Source organism: Acinetobacter sp. (assembly GCF_036659555.1).
Taxonomy (GTDB): domain Bacteria; phylum Pseudomonadota; class Gammaproteobacteria; order Pseudomonadales; family Moraxellaceae; genus Acinetobacter.
On sequence record NZ_JAVXCI010000063.1, the window covers coordinates 1 to 18,741 of the forward strand.

An 18,741-nucleotide genomic window follows, 5' to 3' on the forward strand; every position below is an offset into this window, starting at 1 on the left:
TACCACCGCTTTGGATTACTGCGTACATAATGTACTCCAAACATGCCCGTGTCGCCGTGCCGGTAAAGGAATATACCGATCTTAATACGACCGCCACTGGGGTTATACAAGGGCAAGGATTTTAAGCGATAAACAGGCAAACAACAAGCCATTTGCACAAAATATTATCGAGAAGCAGCGATTGCTTAACAGGCCGCGCTCCCCGCCTGAGCCGATGGATGCCTGCCGATTATACGGCTTTCAAAAATTCAAATAGATTTTTAAAATCAATTCGCTACTATAGACTTTATGTTAATGGCAAAATGCCGGCCTGAACTGCCCTGCAGTTCATTTCCGCATGGGAAGATCTGGGCCCGCGCGCCGATTTGAAATTACCCGTTAATTTTAAATCAGCCGGCTGGCTTCTTTTCTGCAATTATTATGTCAAATTGCTAAACTACGGCAGCAATTCAAGATTACTGAGGTTTTTCTTCACATGACCATCGATTTTAAGCAAGACGTTCTCGCTCCTGTTGCTACTGACTTTGCCGCGATGGACACATTTATCAACGAAGGAATCACCTCAAAAGTCGCGCTGGTCATGGCGGTCAGCAAGCATGTGGTGGAGGCCGGCGGCAAGCGCATGCGCCCAATCATGTGCCTGCTGGCGGCCAAGGCCTGCGGCGCGGAAGATTTGGACAAGCACCGCAAGCTGGCAGCCATCATTGAAATGCTGCATACCGCAACGCTGGTGCATGATGACGTGGTCGATGAATCCGGCCTGCGCCGCGGCCGCCCGACAGCCAATGCAACCTGGAACAATCAGACCGCGGTGCTGGTCGGCGACTTCCTGATTTCGCGCTCTTTTGACCTGCTGGTCGATTTAGACAGCATGGCCCTGCTGAAAGACTTTTCCACCGGCACCTGTGAAATCGCCGAAGGCGAAGTGCTGCAGCTGCAGTCGCAGCATCAGCCTGAAACCACAGAGCAAACCTATTTAGACATTATTCACGGCAAAACCTCGCGCCTGTTTGAACTGGCGACTGAAGGCGCGGCCATCTTATCCGGCAAGCCGGAGTACCGCGAACCGCTGCGCAAATTTGCCGGCCATTTCGGCAACGCCTTTCAGATTATTGATGACATTCTGGACTACACTTCCGACGCTGAAACATTAGGTAAAAATATCGGCGATGATTTAATGGAAGGCAAGCCGACCTTGCCTTTAATCTCTGCATTGAAAAACACCGCCGGCGAAGACCACGCGGTGATCCGCCGCAGCATTGCGACGGGCGGCACCGCCGATCTTGAGCGCGTGATTTCAATTGTTCAAAGCTCCGGCGCTTTAGACTACTGCAGCCTGCGCGCGACCGAAGAAACCGACGCCGCGCTTAAAGCCCTGCAGGCGCTGCCTGACAGCGAGTACCGCCGCGCTTTGAGTAATTTGGCCAAGCTGGCGCTGCACCGAATTCAATAAAACTGAAGAGCCTGTTACTCATTGCTTATGCATATAAAATTTAATGATTTATTTCTAAAAATGCAGCAGCAGCTTGATGCCCGTCAAGCTGTGCTGGACGAAAACTTACTGATTGAGCTGATTGGCCGCATCCGCCCGGCCGATACAAAAAACAGCGATGAAATACAGCATAAATTTGAAGCATTTTATACGGCCCTGCTGCTGACTCCGGCTGCGGCCTCTACCCTGCAGAGCTTCACGCTCGGCCTGGTCAGCCAGTACAAGCAAACCGGCCTGTATGCAGATACCGGCATTCTGTCTCTGGACGGCTTCTGGAATCAGCTGTTTCAGCGCCTGGGCGCGCATTTCCTGCCCTTAATCAACGATGAAAGCCAGCTGCAGGACTTGGTGCGCCGGGTATTTCATCAGCGCAGCGACAAATACTGGCTGGACAGCATTGAGGAGCGCAGCTGGCAAAAGCTGTTCCGGCTGCTGAATCAGGGGCACGGCAATCAGGATGAAAAGAAGCGCATCCGTTTCGAGCTGATCAAGGCCATTACCGTGCTGTCTTACCGCGTCAGCGGCATTGGGCTGTATCCGGAATTCATCAATGCGCACCCGGAACTGACCGAGTACGAATCGCCGTTTTTAGTGCAGAACCGCGAAATCATCGATTTCATCCAGCAGTGCAAGCGGCTGCATCAAAACGCTGATCAAGTCAGCGCCGTGCCGCCGCCGGACGCCTCTCAGGCGCTGGTCATGCTGGATCAGTGCCGTGAAGTGGTGCTGAAAATCCGGCGCGCCACCAAGCGCAGCGGCGTCAGCATCAGCCTGACCTATCTGCTGTCGCTGCTGGAGCAGTGCCTGGACCGCATTGAAATCCTGCTGACTTTGATTGCCGAGGATGATGACCTGCGCTACGGCTCAATTGGCGCGCTGCTGGTCGACATTACCGATGCGCTGTACAGCGAACGCAGCGTGCGCTCGCTGCTGGCCGCCAACAGCGAGCTGATTGCGCTTCAGGTGACTGAAAACGCCAGCAAAACCGGCGAGCATTACGTCAGCACCGACAAAAAAGGCTTTATCGGCATGTACAAAGCCGCCGCCGGCGCCGGGGTGATTATCGCCGCCATGGCCTCGCTGAAGGTTTTGTCCGCGCGGCTGATTCTGGCGCCATTGATGCAGGCTTTTATCTTCAGCATGAACTATGCGCTGGGCTTTATGCTGATTCATGTGCTGCATTTCACCGTTGCCACCAAGCAGCCGGCGATGACCGCAGCGGCGCTGGCGGCTACCGTACAGCACCGCAAAGGCTCTAAAAATGCGCAGATTGCCGAACTGGCCGCGCTGATTATCAATATTATCCGCACCCAGTTTATTGCGATTCTGGGCAATATTTCGATTGCCATCCCCACGGCGGCGCTGATCACCTATTTCTGGCAGGCAGGCATGGATGAACCGCTGCTGAATCACGCCAAAGCCTCCAGCCTGCTGCACAGCTTAGACCCGTTTACCTCGCTGGCCGTTCCGCATGCCGCCATTGCCGGGGTTTGCCTGTTTTTATCCGGGCTGCTGGCCGGCTATTTTGACAATATGGCCATCTACCGCAAGGTTGGCCCGCGCCTGCAGGCGCATTCGTCCCTGAAGCGCATGCTGGGCCAGAAGCGCCTGGATAAGTTCGCGGCCTATATAGAGCGCAACCTCGGCGCGCTGGCCGGGAACTTCCTCTTCGGGATCATGCTGGGAAGCATGGGCACGCTGGGCTTTATTCTGGGCCTGCCGCTGGATATCCGCCATATTGCCTTCGCCTCCGCCAATTTCATGCAGGGCCTGATGTGCATTAACGGCAGCCCTGAAATCGGCCTGATCATTGTGTCCTTTCTGGGCGTCATCTGCATCGGCCTGACTAACCTGTTCGTCAGCTTCACCTTGACCATTATTGTGGCGCTGCGCGCGCGCCGCGTGCGCTTTGAACAGTGGAAGCCGCTGGCCAAACTGGTGCTGACGCACTTTTTAACCCGTCCGAGCGATTTTTTCTGGCCGCCGAAACAGCCGCTGGAAATTGAAGACGCAGCGCCTTCGCAAAAGAATATTCATTAAGGGATTTGTTAATTTATATTACTGAGTGTTAAAAAAACACAAAAAAGAAATTAGCATAATTTACGCACACTTGAAATAAAGTGTACTGATGAGTACACTTTACCCCACGAATTAACCGTGAATATTGAGCGGTTAAAATGACAAGGATATAAGCATGCCGAAGCTGTTGCTTTTCCTCGGTTGTTTTTTATTAATTATCAGTGTGTTGATCTTAAATGTTCCGCAGCTTGCTCAGTTTGACTGGGCTGCGGTGCAGTGGATGCATCAGCACCGCCTGAATAGTTTGAATAACTTAGCAGCCGGATTTTCAGCAGCGGGCGGCATGCCTTTTGTATTATTTTTAGCCGCGCTTTGGTGTTTGCATCTGGCGTGGTATAAAAAATACTCAGATATTGTTTTTATCAGTACAGGAATTATCGGAAGCATCAGCCTCGCCTGGCTGCTCAAATGCCTCATCTCAAGACCGCGCCCGCCTGAAATGTATTTTCTGGTAAAAACATATGGAGATTCATTTCCAAGCGGGCACAGCCTTTATGCAGCAGCACTGGGCTGCTTAGCGATGTACATTTACCGGCAGCATTCAAAGCATGCGCTGATCTGCCTGCTGGCAAGCGCATGGATACTGCTGATGGGCGTATCCAGAGTCTATGCCGGCGCGCATTATCCTTCCGATGTCCTTTCTGGCTGGAGCATAAGTTTTATTTGGATCACGCTTCTGTATTGGCTTATGGCCAAATACCCAAGCGCAAATAAATAAAGAATTTCAGATAAGAATCTATTGAGGTGAAAGAATGAGGTCTGCAAAGCTTTGGGCACCCGCCCTGACTGCTTGCGCATTAGCGGCAAGCATTGCGCTTGTCGGCTGCGGCAAAGATCCAAAAGATGCACAGCAAGCCGGGGCAGCCCAGCAAATGCCTCCAACTGAGGTCGGTGTAGTCGTTGCTCAGCCGCAAAGCGTGGAACAGTCGGTAGAACTTTCCGGCCGCACGACAGCCTTTGAAATTTCTGAAGTGCGCCCGCAAACCAGCGGCGTGGTTCTGAAGCGCCTGTTTGCTGAAGGCGGCTATGTGCGTGAAGGCCAAGCGCTGTATGAGCTGGACTCGCGCAGTAACCGCGCGGCTTTGGAAAGCACCAAAGCCGCCATGCTGCAGCAGCAGGCGAATTTAAACGCGCTGCGCACCAAGCTCAGCCGCTATCAGCAGCTGGTTTCAATCAATGCCGTGTCTAAGCAGGAATATGATGACCTGCTGGGCAGCGTCAAAGTGACTGAAGCGCAAGTGGCCGCAGCGCAGGCGCAAATCAAGAGCGCGGAAATTGATTTAGGCTATTCAGTTGTGCGCGCGCCGATTTCCGGCCAAACCAACCGCTCTACAGTCACTGCCGGCGCTTTAGTCACTTCCGGCCAGGCAACGCCGATGGTCACCATTCAGCGCTTAGACCCGATTTATGTGGACATTAACCAGTCCAGCGCTGAACTGCTGCGCCTGCGCCAGCAGCTGAGCAAAGGCAGCCTGAACAGCAGCAACAACACCACGGTGAAGCTGAAGCTTGAAGACGGCAGCGACTACCCTGTAGAAGGCCGCCTGGCATTCTCCGACGCCAGCGTCAATCCGGATACCGGCACAGTCACATTGCGCGCAGTATTCCCGAACCCGAATCACCTGCTGCTTCCCGGCATGTTCGCCACAGCGCAAATTGTGCAGGCGGTCATTCCAAACGCCATGCTGATTCCGCAGGCGGCCATTACCCGCACGCCGACAGGCCAGGCCATGGCAATGATTGTCAATGAAAAAGGCGCTGCAGAACCGCGTCCTGTCACCACTGCAGGCGTGCAGGGCAAAGACTGGATTGTCACTGCCGGCTTAAAAACTGGCGACAAAGTCATTGTAGACGGCATTGCAAAAGTTAAGCCGGAACAAAAAGTTACTGCAAAGCCTTATCAGCCGCAAGCCGCAGCCCCTCAAGGCGCGCAGCAGCCTGCAGCAGGGCAAGCAAAGCCGGCCCCAGCAGCTGAAGCCAAAACTGAACAAAAAGCTGCTTCAAATGCATAAGGGGTAGACTGAATGGCTCAATTTTTTATTCACCGCCCCATCTTTGCATGGGTGATTGCACTGGTCATTATGCTGGCGGGTATTCTCACGCTGACTAAAATGCCGGTTGCCCAATATCCGACGATTGCGCCGCCAACGGTGACCATCGCGGCAACTTATCCTGGCGCTTCTGCGCAAACGGTTGAAAACACCGTGACGCAGATCATTGAACAGCAGATGAATGGCCTTGACGGCCTGCGCTATATTTCATCCAACAGCGCCGGCAATGGCCAGGCGTCAATCAACTTGAACTTTGAGCAAGGGATTGACCCGGATATTGCGCAGGTGCAGGTGCAGAACAAGCTGCAGTCGGCCACCGCGCTTTTGCCGGAAGACGTGCAGCGCCAAGGCGTGAAAGTCACCAAATCCGGCGCCAGCTTCATGCAGGTTATCGCTTTCTACTCTCCGGATGAAAGCCTGTCCGCTGCCGACATTAAGGACTATGTAAACTCCAACATTTCTGAATCGCTGAGCCGTGTTGCAGGCGTGGGTGAAGTGCAGGTGTTTGGCGGCTCATACGCCATGCGCATCTGGCTGGACCCGGCGAAAATGACCAGCCTGCAGGTGACGCCAAGCGATATCGCAGCTGCGCTTAAAACGCAAAACGCGCAGGTGGCTGTAGGCCAGCTGGGCGGCGCGCCCGCGGTTCAAGGCCAAGTGCTGAACGCGACTGTGAATGCGCAAAGCATGCTGCAGACGCCGGAACAGTTTAAAAACATCTTCCTGAAAAATACCGCTTCCGGCGCTCAAGTCCGCTTAGGCGACGTTGCGCGGGTGGAATTAGGTTCAGACAACTATCAGTTTGATTCTAAATTTAACGGCAAGCCTGCCGGCGGTGTTGCGATTAAACTCGCTACTGGCGCAAACGCTTTAGATACAGCTGCTGCTGTAGAAGAGCGCCTAGACGAGCTGCGCAAAAACTACCCGGACGGCCTGAAAGACCAGCTCGCTTACGACACCACGCCGTTTATTAAGCTTTCAATTGAAAGTGTGGTGCACACCCTGATTGAAGCGGTCATTCTGGTGTTTATCGTCATGTTCCTGTTCCTGCAGAACTGGCGCGCGACGATTATTCCTACGCTTGCGGTTCCTGTGGTTGTACTGGGCACCTTTGCAGTGATCAATGTTTTCGGCTTCTCCATCAACACCTTAACCATGTTCGCCATGGTGCTGGCGATTGGCCTTTTGGTCGATGATGCGATTGTTGTAGTTGAAAACGTCGAACGGGTCATGCAGGAAGAGCATCTTGACCCTGTGGCTGCGACAGAAAAATCCATGCAGCAGATTTCCGGCGCCCTGGTCGGCATTACCAGCGTACTCACCGCAGTATTCGTGCCTATGGCATTCTTCAGCGGCACAACCGGGGTAATTTACCGCCAGTTCTCCATCACGCTGGTTACAGCGATGATTCTGTCGCTGATTGTCGCCTTGACCTTTACCCCTGCCCTGTGCGCGACCCTGCTGAAACAGCACGATCCGAACAAGCCTGAAAGCAATAGCATTTTTGCGCGCTTCTTCCGCGGCTTTAACCGCGGCTTTGACAAGCTGGCGGAAAAATACCAAGGCGGCGTCAACCGCATGACGCACCATAAGATCTTCTCTGGTGTGATTTATATTGCCGTGATTGCCTCCTTAGCCGGCCTGTACAAAGTCTTGCCGTCTTCATTCCTACCGGAAGAAGACCAAGGCGTCGTCATGACGCTGGTGCAGCTGCCGCCAAGCGCAAGCCTTGAGCGCACCGACAAAGTCATCACCACCATGACTGATTACTTCCTGAATAAGGAAAAAGAGCATGTGGAGTCTATCTTTACAGTTTCCGGCTTCTCGTTCACGGGTGTCGGTCAGAACGCCGGCCTGGCCTTTATCAAGCTGAAAGACTGGAGCGAGCGCGCCACGCCTGAATCGCAGATTGGCGCGATCATTCAGCGCGGCATGGCATTGAACATGATCGTGAAAGACGCTTCCTACATCATGCCATTGCAGCTGCCGGCAATGCCTGAGCTAGGCGTGGCTTCCGGCTTTGACATTCAGTTAAAGGATGTCAGCGGCCAAGGGCATGAAAAACTGATTGCTGCCCGCAATGCGATTTTAGGCATGGCATCGCAAGACAAGCGTCTTGCAGGCGTGCGTCCAAACGGCCAGGAAGATACACCGCAGTACCAGATCACCATTGATCAGGCGCAAGCCGGCGCAATGGGCGTGAGTGTCAGCGATATTAACAGCACCATGAGCATGGCTTGGGGCGGCGCGTACATCAATGACTTCGTTGACCGCGGCCGCGTGAAGAAAGTTTATGTTCAGGGCGAATCCGATACGCGCATGATGCCTGAAGACTTGAACAAGTGGTATGTGCGCAACAACAAAGGCGAAATGGTTCCGTTCTCTGCATTTGCAACGGGCGAATGGACCTACGGCTCACCGCGCCTGGAGCGCTACAACGGCGTATCATCGGTCAACATTCAAGGCATGCCTGCACCGGGTGTAAGTTCGGGCGATGCGATGCTGGCGATGGAAGAAATCATTGGCAAGCTGCCGTCTATGGGCCTGCAAGGCTTTGACTATGAATGGACAGGCTTGTCTTTAGAAGAGCGTGATTCCGGCAACCAGACCCTGCCTTTATTGATCCTTTCTTTATTGATTGTGTTCCTGTGCCTTTCAGCGCTGTATGAAAGCTGGGCGATTCCAATTTCTGTACTGCTGGTTGTGCCGCTCGGCATTATCGGCGCATTTACTTTGACGTGGCTGGGCATGGTGATTAAGGGTGACCCGAACCTGTCATTCAACATCTACTTCCAGGTCGCAATTGTTGCCGTAATTGGCCTTTCTGCGAAGAACGCGATTCTGATTGTAGAATTCGCCAAAGAACTGCAGGAAAAAGGCGAAGACCTGTTTGATGCAACCCTGCATGCGGCGAAAATGCGTTTGCGCCCAATTATCATGACCACCCTTGCTTTCGGTTTTGGTGTTTTGCCATTAGCCCTTGCAAGCGGCGCAGGTGCGGGAAGCCAGCATTCTGTCGGTTATGGCGTGCTTGGCGGCGTAATCAGCTCTACGCTTTTAGGTATTTTCTTCATTCCAGTCTTCTTTGTTTGGATTCGCAGCATCTTTAAATACAAACCTAAGAAACAAAACAATCAGGAGCAAACATCGTGATGCAAAAAGTATGGTCTATTGCAGGTCGTAGCATTGCGGTTTCTTCACTTGCGCTTGCTTTGGCTGCCTGCCAAAGCATGCGCGGTCCAGAACCGGCCGCTCAGGCGAATATTCCTGAAGGCTTCAGCAGCTATGCTTCAGGTTCATCCGCCGCAGCCCAAGGCTATAAAGATTTCTTTGCTGACCAGCGCTTGACTCAGGTGCTGGATCTGGCATTGGCCAATAACCGTGACCTGCGCATTGCCGCGCTGAATATTCAGCGCGCGCAGCAGCAGTACCAGATCACCTCCAACAACCAGCTTCCGACAATCGGCGCCAGCGGCGGCGTATTGCGCCAAGACACGCTCAATTCGCAGAAGCCGGTGACCTCCTACAATGTCGGCTTAGGCGTGACGGCGTATGAACTGGATTTCTGGGGCCGTGTCCGCAGCCTGAAAGACAATGCCCTGGACAGCTACTTGGCTACCGCAAGCGCGCGTGATGCAACGCAGATCGCGCTCGTTGGCCAAGTTGCCCAGGCATGGCTCAGCTATTCTTTTGCCAATGCCAACTTAAAGCTGGCGGATCAGACCCTTAAAGCGCAGCTTGAATCATTCAACCTGAACAAAAAGCGCTTTGATGTCGGCATTGACAGTGAAGTGCCGGTGCGCCAGGCGCAGATTTCTGTCGAAACTGCGCGCAATGACGTAGCGAACTACAAAACCCAGGTGGCTCAGGCGCAGAATACGCTGAACCTTCTGGTGGGCCAGCAGGTTCCTGCAAACCTGCTGCCGAATCAGCGCGTCAGCCGCATTACCGCAAACAGCGCGATTGGCGCGGGCTTGCCAAGCGACCTGCTGAACAACCGTCCGGATGTCCGGGCTGCGGAATATAAGCTGTCCGCTGCCGGCGCGAATATTGGCGCTGCCAAAGCGAAATTATTCCCGACCATCAGCCTGACCGGTTCCGCCGGCTATGCATCGACTGACCTGAGCGACCTGTTTAAATCAGGCGCTTTCATCTGGTCTGTCGGCCCAAGCCTGGACATTCCGCTCTGGGACTGGGGCACGCGCAAAGCCAATGTGAAAATTTCAGAAACTGACCGGCAGATTGCTTTGTCAGACTATGAAAAATCTGTGCAGACCGCATTCAGCGAAGTCAACGATGCGCTGGCTGTGCGCCAGAACATCGGCGACCGCATTTCCGCGCAGCGCCGCCTGGTCGATGCCACCAATACCACTTACAAGCTGTCGAATGCCCGCTTCCGCGCAGGCATTGACAACTATTTGACGGTGCTGGATGCGCAGCGGACGTCTTACGCCGCAGAGCAAGGCCTGCTGCTGCTGGAACAGGCCAACCTGAACAATCAAGTTGAACTGTACAAGTCCCTGGGCGGCGGCATTAAAGCCAGCAGCTCAGATGCCGTTCAAGCGCTGCCTTCATCGGCTGAACGCCAAGCTGCAGCTAAATAAGTTCTGCATCTTTTAAAAGCTCACTTCGGCGGGTGTGCGGATTGGTTAAGCTTTTTTAATCCTCCCTGGCCCTCTTTGCAAAAGAGGGGTTAGAGGAGATTTATCAATGAGCAATAATGAAATTACGCTTAACTGAGCAGCATGCCCACTTCGGTGGGCTTTTTTATTGCTTTTTTGATGCAGTTTGCCTATCTTCTAGGCATCATTCTGCATAACAAATTTCAACAATGCTTCTAAGTAACCTTGAATCTGTTCCCGGCCATACCATTACCCAGCAGCTGGACGTCGTCTACGGCAGCACCGTGCGCAGCAAGCACGCCGGCCGCGACTTTATGGCCGGCCTGAAAAATATCGTCGGCGGTGAGCTGAAAGGCTATACCGAACTTCTGGAAGAATCGCGCCAGGAAGCCATGCAGCGCATGATTGAAAAAGCCCGCGGCTTAGGCGCAAATGCCGTAGTCGGCATCCGCTTTTCAACTTCCAATATCGCGCAGGGCGCTTCTGAACTGTTTGTCTACGGCACGGCGGTGCGGGTTGAAGCCATTGCGCCAAAGCTGGCCAATCCCTTCCCTGCTCAGGGCTAAGCCATGGATGCTTTGATTTTTAAAGCCGCGCTTTTTGTGATTTTATTTGCCGTGGGCTGGGGCTTTGGCCGGCATGCGGAACAAAAGCATTTAAAAGAACTGGAAGCTCAGGAAAAGCGCCTGGCCTATATCCAGCTGGACAGCAGCCGCTTTAAAACCAGCGATGATTTTGGCCAGCTGGTCAGCAGCAATGTGGTGATTTCGCATGATTACTTTAAATATGTGATTGCCAATATCCAGAACTTTTTTGGCGGGCGCCTGACCAGCTATGAAAGCGTGGTGGAACGCGCGCGGCGCGAAGCAGTTGTGCGCTTAAAGCTGGAAGCTGAAAAACTCGGCGCAGCGCAGATTATGGGCCTGCGCTTAAGCACGACTGAACTCGGCATGCAGGGCGGCATGGTGGAAGTATTTGCTTACGGCACAGCCATCCGCAACCCTTGAAAATGGCATTTGATGCCCCGCCGTGCATGCGGCGGGGCATCAAATCAACGCTAAATCAACGTTCTACTGCTCAAAAATTGCTTGCCAATAGTGATAGAAAGTTTCTTCTCCGCTATCCAATTTAAACTGATAAGACAGCCTGCGCACATCGGCAATGCTGAAATCCACCGGATGCTTAAACGGCCCGCCGGCATAGGCAAAAGTGTGATATTCGCCATTTTCACCGCACACATCAATACCTGCGGGCATGGCATCAATCAGCGCTGCGCTGATGTCCTGCCCGATAAAAGCTTCATCCAGCTTGCCGGCATCCGCCACAACAATTTTCGTCTTAATGCCTGAAGCTAAAAAATCCTGCATGACTTCAGCCGAATTTTGATTCCACAAAGGCTCAACCACTTCAATTCCCAGAGGATGCAGCTGATCTTCCCGGTATTTGCGCACATCGCTTAAATGGATATCTCCAAAAATAAAATGCTCGGCCCCCTGCGCAATAAAGTGATTCACAGCCTCCAGCATTCTTTGCTGATAAATTTCAACATCTTTCGGCAAAAATACTGGATAAAGCGGAATGCCGATGCTCTCCGCCTGCTTCACTAAAAGCGCATGCGGAATGGCATGCATGGAAGACAGCTGCGTGCCTTCATTGACTGTGGTTAATAATGCAATCACATCAAACTGATTCTGCTGCAGCGCTTTATGCAGCGCCAAGGCGGAATCTTTGCCGCCGCTCCAGTTGAAGACGGCTTTTTTACGGGTATCCACGGTTATTTAACTCTGGCTTTACGGATCATTTTATACAAAATTTTAGGCGAAAGCCGGGACACCAGCACCCCCAGTTTTTCTTTACGGCCGCCCACCACAATATATTCCTCGCCGGCCAGCAGGGCTTTGACCGCAATCTGCGCAAACTCATCCGCTTCCAGGCCATTTTCAATCGCCTCGTCCTGATGGCCCTGCGCCTTGCCCTCGCCGTTCAGCGCATTGAATGACACATTGGTTTTTACAAAGCCGGGGAAAATCACCGAAACGTCAATGCCCTGATCCGCCACTTCCGCGCGCAGGCTGTTGGCCCACATATGAATGGCTGCTTTGGCGGCCGAATATGATGCGCGGTACTGCGTGCCCAGCAGGCCGGCCACGCTGGAAACAAAGGCGATGCGGCCGGATTTCTGCTTTAGGAAGGCCGGCAGAACAGTTTTGGTCAGGAATACCTGCGAAAAATAGTCCACTTCCATAATGGCGCGCTCAGTCAGCATGGCGGTCTCGGCAATCAGGGCGCGCTGGCTCAGGCCGGCATTGTTGATCAGCCAGTCGATGCGGCCCTTCTGCTGCAGCACCTGCTCATAAGCGCGGCGGACTTGGCTTTCATCGGTGATGTCTGCGCAAACCGAGATGTGCTGATCCGGATTCAGCAGCGAAACCCGGACTTTTTCCAGCTCGTCAAGGCGGCGCGCCGTCAGCACCACCTGCGCGCCCTGCAGCGCGCATTCTTTGGCCAGAGCTTTGCCCAAGCCGGAAGACGCGCCGGTGATCCACACCACCTTGCCGCTTAAATCATCCCGTTTTGCCATGAAGCTTTCCTTATTTTTAAAGAGCATAATAGTTTATTGATTTTTCCACTTCGCTTCATCATTCAAAAAAATCAGAAAATGATCGAAATAGCCGCTCATTGCCTGCGCATCATACAGCGTGCCCAGCTTGTCAAAGCGCCGGTAGCCCAGCTGCGTGGTGACATGAATTACCCCGTTCAAGGTTTTATCCAGCACCATATTGAATTTCAGCATTTTTTTCGGCTCCCGGATCAGGTGTGTCACGCCCTGATCCACCACTTGGCTAAAGGCTTTCAGCGCAGGCGGAACATACTCATTGTTGCCGTCTTTCATCTGATCCACGCAGCCCAGCAGCTCCATCACCAGCGACTTATCCACCGGATAGGTCATATAAAAATGCCCGTCTTGTTCCGAAGTCAGCGCATGCAGGTAGTTCACCATCGGCTTGAGGCGGTCATTGCCGAAGAAGGACACCGACCACGGCATGTACTTGCGCGTGGTGTCTAAAATCTGCTGAATGATTTTCTCCGATTCGCGGTCGCCGGATTTTGACATTTTGGCAATATCGCCAAAAACCTGATCAATGATTTCGCAGGCGATATCCGTCAGGTTCTCACCCAGCGGCTTGGCCAAGCTGTCCGCATCGCCGGCATTGAGCTTTTGATGGATGTCGGCAAAACGCTGATGAGTTTCTGGCAGAATTTTCAAAGAAATGGAATAACTCATAGCTGCAGGCTCCTTTTTTATAGTGTTCAGCGAACTTCGCGCTTTGATCCTGAGCTTATCATAAGGCCTCTTGCTCAGGCTGCCAACTGGCGAAAGTTTACATTCGCCCAACCTGCCTAAAGCTGATTTTTTTTTGCTACAATAGGTGCAATTTTTTATCCCCTTTTGATCCTTTTGAACTATGACTGATTCAGCGCAAAATATTGCTACGACTTACGATCCTACCGAGATCGAGAAAAAATGGTACCAGACTTGGGAAGATAACGGCTATTTCAAGCCTTCGCAACAAGGCGAGTCTTTCTGCCTGATGATTCCGCCGCCGAACGTCACCGGCAGCCTGCACATGGGCCACGGCTTCAACAATGCCATTATGGATGCCTTGACGCGCTACAACCGCATGTCCGGCAAAAACACCTTATGGCAGCCGGGCACTGACCATGCCGGCATCGCCACGCAGATGGTGGTGGAACGCCAGCTGGGCGCGCAGAACATCAGCCGCCATGACTTAGGCCGTGAAAAATTCATTGATAAAATCTGGGAATGGAAAGAACAGTCCGGCGGCACCATCACCCGTCAAATCCGCCGCTTAGGTTCTTCTGTAGACTGGTCACGCGAACGCTTCACCATGGATGAAGGCCTGTCCAATGCGGTCAAGGAAGTTTTTGTCAAGCTGCATGAAGACGGCCTGATTTACCGCGGCAAGCGCCTGGTGAACTGGGACCCTAAGCTGCAGACGGCCCTGTCTGACTTGGAAGTTGAATCCATTGAGGAAAAAGGCTCGCTGTGGCACTTCAAATACTTCTTTGAAGATAAAGCATTGCGCACCAAAGACGGCCGCGACTATTTAGTGGTTGCCACCACCCGTCCGGAAACCCTGCTGGGCGACTCGGCTGTTGCGGTGCACCCGGAAGATGAGCGCTATGCGCACCTTGTCGGCAAAAACATCGTCCTGCCGATCAGCGGCCGCCTTGTGCCTGTGGTTGCGGATGAATACGTCGAAAAAGACTTCGGCACCGGCTGCGTGAAAATCACCCCTGCACATGACTTCAACGACTATGACGTCGGCAAGCGCTGCGGACTGCCAATCATCAACATCTTCAACAAAAATGCTGAAGTGCTGGCTGAGTTTGAATACATTGCCAAAGCCGGCGAACAGATTTCTAAAACCATTCCTGCCCCAGCGGACTATATTGGTTTAGAGCGTTTTGCAGCGCGCAAAAAGCTGGTTGAACAGGCCGAAGCTGAAGGCTGGCTGGAGCAGATCCAGCCGTATGACTTGAAAGCGCCGCGCGGCGACCGTTCAGGCGTGATTGTTGAGCCATTATTGACGGATCAGTGGTATGTGAAAATTGCCCCGCTGGCTGAGCCAGCAATCAAAGCGGTGCAGGACGGCGACATCAAGTTCGTGCCGGAACAGTACAGCAATATGTACATGTCTTGGATGAACAACATTCAAGACTGGTGCATTTCGCGCCAGTTATGGTGGGGCCACCGCATTCCGGCCTGGTACGACGCCGCAGGCAATATCTATGTGGGCCGTTCTGAAGAAGAAGTGCGCGCGAAAAACAGCATCCCTGCGGATGTTGCACTCAGCCAGGACGAAGACGTGCTGGATACCTGGTTCTCTTCCGCGCTTTGGACTTTCTCTACCTTGGGCTGGACCGGCGACGCGCAGAAAGATGCGGAAAACTATTTCCTCAAAACCTTCCACCCGACTGACGTGCTGGTGACCGGCTTTGACATCATTTTCTTCTGGGTTGCCCGCATGATTATGATGACGCTGCACTTCATGAAAAATGAAGACGGTACAGCGCAAGTTCCGTTTAAAACGGTTTACGTTCACGGCCTGGTGCGCGACGGCGAAGGCCAGAAAATGTCGAAGTCTAAGGGCAACGTGCTTGACCCGCTGGATTTGATTGACGGCGTGGATCTGGAAACCTTGGTGCAGAAGCGCACCACCGGCCTGATGAACCCGAAACAAGCCGCCAAGATTGAGAAAGCGACGCGCAAGGAATTTCCTGAAGGCATTCAGGCTTACGGCACTGACGCGGTGCGCTTCACTTTCTGCGCGCTGGCTAACACCGGCCGCGACATTAAGTTTGACATGAAGCGTGTTGAAGGCTACCGCAATTTCTGCAACAAAATCTGGAACGGCACCCGTTTTGTGATGATGAATGTGGAAGGTCAAACTGTCGGCCAAGAAGCCCGCCCTGATCTGTGGGAATTGCCTGAGCAGTGGATTGTCAGCCGCCTGCAGAAAGCGGAACAGGCTGTGCAGCAGGCCTTTGCAACCTACCGTTTGGACTTGGCTGCGCAAGCGGTTTACGAGTTCATCTGGAATGAGTACTGCGACTGGTATGTGGAGCTGACCAAGCCGGTTCTGAATGATGAAAGCGTGTCTGAAGAGCGCAAAGCGGAAGTCCGCCGCGTTCTTCTTGCGGTAATGGAGGCGTCTTTGCGCCTTGCGCATCCGCTGATGCCTTACCTGACTGAAGAAATCTGGCAAACCCTTGCGCCGAAAATCGGCATGGGCGGCGACACCATTATGACGGCGGCTTATCCTGTTGCTGACCCAGCCTTGATTAATGATCAGGCTGAAGCGGACATGCAGTGGCTGCAAGGCTTGATTGGCGCGGTGCGCAACATCCGCGGTGAAATGGGCTTAGGCAATGCGCGCTTACTGCCTGTATTGCTGCAGAACATCACTGAAGCTGAAAAAGCGCAGATTGCGCGTATTGAAGCATTGGTTAAAGCTTTGGCAAAAGTGGAAAGCATTACTTTCTTGACGGATGCTGAGCAGCCGCCATTGTCTTCTTCTTCTGTAGTTGGCCATGTGTCTGTATTTGTTCCAATGAAGGGTTTAATTGACCCGAAAGCGGAATTGGGCCGCCTGCAGAAGGACTTGGACAAAGTGCAAAAGCAGCATGACCAAATTGCCACTAAACTGGGCAATGAAGGTTTTGTGGCGAAAGCACCTGCTGCGGTTGTTGAAGGCGAGAAAGCTAAACTGGCTGAGTTTGCAGATCAGTTAGTGAAAATTAAGGCGAATATGGAGCAGATTGCAGCGCTGTAAGGTGTTGTTAGTTTGATCTAATTTGTGTATAAAGGGCTGATTATTCAGCCCTTTATTAATTTTATAATATTATTTTCAAAATGGAATCACATCTATTTCTTTAATATATTGCGAATACTCAGATTGACTCTTAAACTTCTCTTCTAAGTTTTTTTCAATTGATTAATAATGATTTAGATAAGCTTAAATTTTGATTGCATTTAAATGAACAAAAGCATTAATAATGTCTAAATCAATCCAAATTTCCTTGATTAGACAAAGACCTTAATACTCGACTATCATTTTTATTAAACAATGCAATTAATGCCAACTCACTAATATTTTTATTTTTTTCAGCAAAAATTTGGTAAATGTATTCTTTATTTACTTTTGATTCAATATGATAATCATCAATATCAATGTAACCATCATCTGATACATTTTCTGAATCACTCGTACCTATATATGATACATCAGCATGTTCATGTATTTCATAATAATTTGATTGAACAATTTTTAGTTGGATTAATTCAGTCAAATATGGATTAATCACAAAATACTCTAAATGATATTCATGATCTAAAATTTGAGATTGTACTTCTTCTGAAAATTTAAAATCATGTACAGATTTATATAATTGATGCTCTGTCAATATTTCTGAAAGCCCTAAATCCTCTAACTTTTGTAGAACCTTGCTTCTTCTTAACTCAGAAATTTCTACAGACTCTAAGATATAATATAAAAGAAAAATATCATTTTGACCAAGTAAAATATCAAAGGTTGATTCAAATAAATTTTTATTGCTTACAAAATATTTTTTTAGCTCCAAATTACTATATAAACTGTCTAATTTTTTAATAGCTAAAAGTAATTGAACTTTTTCAGAAAGATTTTCGTTGCGAGCCAGATCATTTAATAAGTTATAGATTAACCCAATTTTTTCATCAAAAAACTCCGTATCTTCCATTTCTAAAATTTCGAGTTGCTCATGCTCAAATCGAGTCTGAAATGCGATCTCTTGTTTTTTATTAAATTCTTCTAATTCCATGCTTTTCCACCCAAAGTAAGTTGATATAATTGATATCAAAGCCATTCTAAATCAAATTAATACACTCATCATATAAGTTTTATATAATTTTCCATACTGACAATCATACAACTCAATCACTAAACCAATTTCATGACAGTAAAAATCTACAATATAGGGTGCAATCACATGCTATCTGCGAAATTTAAGATTCATAAAACGTTTTGCTCGAAGTAGTTACCACATTAAGTGCTCTGCATCAATAGCATTGGTTCGCATGGATTTGGCAAATAATAGAAGTTGAGGGTCGATCTTTTTATTCAGGGGATTCTGTTTTTATTTTTGGCTGAAAATAGCAGATTTTTCACCCTCACCCCAACCCTCTCCCGTGGGGAGAGGGAGCATCCATTATGACTTCACTTGTTATTCGATACGCAATGAAGTTCCCTCTCCTTTCAGGAGAGGGTTAGGGAGAGGTCTGCTTTTAAGGATTTTTCATTATTAATTCTCTCCCTCATCCCCTTGCGGAACAGTGTTCCTCATCCCAGAAGGAGAAGGAGCTTTCATTACTAATCATTTTTCAGTTTCAGACAAATATTCCACAAATCCTCTAAAACCACATTCATATTCTGCAAAACTTCATGATTCCAATACCTCACTACCCTAAAACCCAAAGCCTCTAAAAACTTGGTTCGTTCAGCATCATATTCAATCGCATCATCTGTACCGTGCTGACTACCATCTAGCTCAATGACCAAACTAATCTCATGACAGTAAAAATCCACAATATACGGCGCGATCACATGCTGACGGCGGAATTTCAGGTTCATAAAGCGTTTAGCGCGAATTAATTTCCACATGAGGTTTTCTGCATCTGTAGCTGTGTGGCGCATGGTTTTCGCGAATACTAATAATTTCGGGTCTAGTTTCATTTTTTATTATTACCTCTCCCTAGCCCTCTCCTAAAAGGAGAGGGAACATTCATTATAAAATTTATGCAGGAATATAATCACTTGCAGCTCCCTCTCCCTCTGGGATGAGGAACACTGTTCCGCAAGGGGGTGAGGGAAATTAAAACACCCCATGCCCCAACAACATCTCTACCCCACTCACCTTTTTCATATGCTTTAAA

General features: G+C 50.7%; 14 protein-coding genes and 1 pseudogene. 9 read left to right on the forward strand and 6 right to left on the reverse strand.

Features of this window, described 5'->3' with window-relative positions:
- Positions 1 to 475: 475 nt before the first annotated feature.
- From sdsA to RSA72_RS09610, 8 genes are all read left to right on the forward strand, one after another.
- Positions 476 to 1,453 carry an All-trans-nonaprenyl-diphosphate synthase gene (sdsA, locus tag RSA72_RS09575; RefSeq protein WP_332622310.1) on the forward strand — a complete coding sequence of 326 codons (978 nt, stop codon included), beginning with the start codon at positions 476 to 478 and terminating at the stop codon, positions 1,451 to 1,453.
- Between the two features lie 27 nt (positions 1,454 to 1,480).
- Positions 1,481 to 3,532: a site-specific recombinase gene (locus RSA72_RS09580; RefSeq protein ID WP_332622311.1), complete on the forward strand. Its 2,052-nt coding sequence runs from the start codon at positions 1,481 to 1,483 to the stop codon at positions 3,530 to 3,532.
- Between the two features lie 154 nt (positions 3,533 to 3,686).
- Positions 3,687 to 4,289, forward strand: a complete 603-nt coding sequence (locus RSA72_RS09585; protein WP_332622312.1) for a phosphatase PAP2 family protein — start codon at positions 3,687 to 3,689, stop codon at positions 4,287 to 4,289.
- A 34-nt stretch (positions 4,290 to 4,323) separates the two neighbouring features.
- On the forward strand, positions 4,324 to 5,583 hold the full coding sequence (locus RSA72_RS09590) for an efflux RND transporter periplasmic adaptor subunit (protein WP_332622313.1): 1,260 nt from the start codon (positions 4,324 to 4,326) through the stop codon (positions 5,581 to 5,583).
- 12 nt (positions 5,584 to 5,595) lie between these two features.
- Positions 5,596 to 8,775, forward strand: coding sequence for a multidrug efflux RND transporter permease subunit AdeJ (gene adeJ, locus RSA72_RS09595; protein ID WP_332622315.1), 3,180 nt, complete (start codon positions 5,596 to 5,598; stop codon positions 8,773 to 8,775).
- Positions 8,775 to 10,226 (forward strand): multidrug efflux RND transporter AdeIJK outer membrane channel subunit AdeK, encoded by a 1,452-nt coding sequence (gene adeK, locus RSA72_RS09600; RefSeq protein WP_332622321.1) that lies wholly within the window; start codon positions 8,775 to 8,777, stop codon positions 10,224 to 10,226. Before adeJ ends, adeK begins: the two co-directional genes overlap by 1 nt.
- Before the next feature lie 227 nt (positions 10,227 to 10,453).
- Positions 10,454 to 10,810, forward strand: coding sequence for a YbjQ family protein (locus tag RSA72_RS09605; RefSeq protein ID WP_332622316.1), 357 nt, complete (start codon positions 10,454 to 10,456; stop codon positions 10,808 to 10,810).
- Positions 10,811 to 10,813: 3 nt separating this feature from the next.
- The gene (locus tag RSA72_RS09610; protein ID WP_332622317.1) at positions 10,814 to 11,251 is read left to right on the forward strand and encodes a YbjQ family protein; all 438 of its coding nucleotides are present in this window, start codon (positions 10,814 to 10,816) and stop codon (positions 11,249 to 11,251) included.
- Positions 11,252 to 11,314: 63 nt separating this feature from the next.
- Here the strand turns inward: RSA72_RS09610 and RSA72_RS09615 are convergent, their stop codons facing one another.
- From RSA72_RS09615 to RSA72_RS09625, 3 genes are read right to left on the reverse strand one after another with little or no spacing between them, the layout of a single operon-like run.
- A complete protein-coding gene (locus RSA72_RS09615; RefSeq protein ID WP_332622322.1) occupies positions 11,315 to 12,022 on the reverse strand; it encodes an ATP-binding protein in 708 nt (235 codons plus the stop codon).
- On the reverse strand, positions 12,019 to 12,825 hold the full coding sequence (locus RSA72_RS09620; protein ID WP_332622318.1) for an SDR family oxidoreductase: 807 nt from the start codon (positions 12,823 to 12,825) through the stop codon (positions 12,019 to 12,021). The genes RSA72_RS09615 and RSA72_RS09620 overlap by 4 nt, the downstream gene beginning before the upstream one ends.
- A gap of 33 nt (positions 12,826 to 12,858) precedes the next feature.
- Positions 12,859 to 13,530, reverse strand: coding sequence for a hypothetical protein (locus tag RSA72_RS09625; RefSeq protein ID WP_332622319.1), 672 nt, complete (start codon positions 13,528 to 13,530; stop codon positions 12,859 to 12,861).
- A 181-nt stretch (positions 13,531 to 13,711) separates the two neighbouring features.
- Here RSA72_RS09625 and RSA72_RS09630 point away from each other — a divergent pair, with 181 nt between their 5' ends.
- A complete protein-coding gene (locus RSA72_RS09630) occupies positions 13,712 to 16,603 on the forward strand; it encodes a valine--tRNA ligase (protein ID WP_332633111.1) in 2,892 nt (963 codons plus the stop codon).
- Between the two features lie 232 nt (positions 16,604 to 16,835).
- On the opposite strand, the gene RSA72_RS09635 is transcribed toward RSA72_RS09630, so the two are convergent.
- The 3 genes and pseudogenes from RSA72_RS09635 to RSA72_RS09645 all read right to left on the reverse strand — a co-directional run bounded on the left by RSA72_RS09635 (position 16,836) and on the right by RSA72_RS09645 (position 18,541).
- Positions 16,836 to 17,630, reverse strand: coding sequence for a hypothetical protein (locus RSA72_RS09635; RefSeq protein WP_332622956.1), 795 nt, complete (start codon positions 17,628 to 17,630; stop codon positions 16,836 to 16,838).
- Between the two features lie 90 nt (positions 17,631 to 17,720).
- Positions 17,721 to 17,888 (reverse strand): annotated as a pseudogene (locus RSA72_RS09640) (endonuclease domain-containing protein); the annotation flags it as partial.
- 290 nt (positions 17,889 to 18,178) lie between these two features.
- Positions 18,179 to 18,541: an endonuclease domain-containing protein gene (locus tag RSA72_RS09645; protein WP_332622957.1), complete on the reverse strand. Its 363-nt coding sequence runs from the start codon at positions 18,539 to 18,541 to the stop codon at positions 18,179 to 18,181.
- Positions 18,542 to 18,741 lie beyond the last annotated feature (200 nt).

Coding starts and splice junctions, on each gene's coding strand:
- sdsA (WP_332622310.1), top strand. CDS start 476: ATGACCATCGATTTTAAGCAAGACGTTCTCGCTCCTGTTGCTACTGAC.
- RSA72_RS09580 (WP_332622311.1), top strand. CDS start 1,481: ATGCATATAAAATTTAATGATTTATTTCTAAAAATGCAGCAGCAGCTT.
- RSA72_RS09585 (WP_332622312.1), top strand. CDS start 3,687: ATGCCGAAGCTGTTGCTTTTCCTCGGTTGTTTTTTATTAATTATCAGT.
- RSA72_RS09590 (WP_332622313.1), top strand. CDS start 4,324: ATGAGGTCTGCAAAGCTTTGGGCACCCGCCCTGACTGCTTGCGCATTA.
- adeJ (WP_332622315.1), top strand. CDS start 5,596: ATGGCTCAATTTTTTATTCACCGCCCCATCTTTGCATGGGTGATTGCA.
- adeK (WP_332622321.1), top strand. CDS start 8,775: ATGCAAAAAGTATGGTCTATTGCAGGTCGTAGCATTGCGGTTTCTTCA.
- RSA72_RS09605 (WP_332622316.1), top strand. CDS start 10,454: ATGCTTCTAAGTAACCTTGAATCTGTTCCCGGCCATACCATTACCCAG.
- RSA72_RS09610 (WP_332622317.1), top strand. CDS start 10,814: ATGGATGCTTTGATTTTTAAAGCCGCGCTTTTTGTGATTTTATTTGCC.
- RSA72_RS09620 (WP_332622318.1), bottom strand. CDS start 12,825: ATGGCAAAACGGGATGATTTAAGCGGCAAGGTGGTGTGGATCACCGGC.
- RSA72_RS09625 (WP_332622319.1), bottom strand. CDS start 13,530: ATGAGTTATTCCATTTCTTTGAAAATTCTGCCAGAAACTCATCAGCGT.
- RSA72_RS09630 (WP_332633111.1), top strand. CDS start 13,712: ATGACTGATTCAGCGCAAAATATTGCTACGACTTACGATCCTACCGAG.
- RSA72_RS09635 (WP_332622956.1), bottom strand. CDS start 17,630: ATGGAATTAGAAGAATTTAATAAAAAACAAGAGATCGCATTTCAGACT.
- RSA72_RS09645 (WP_332622957.1), bottom strand. CDS start 18,541: ATGAAACTAGACCCGAAATTATTAGTATTCGCGAAAACCATGCGCCAC.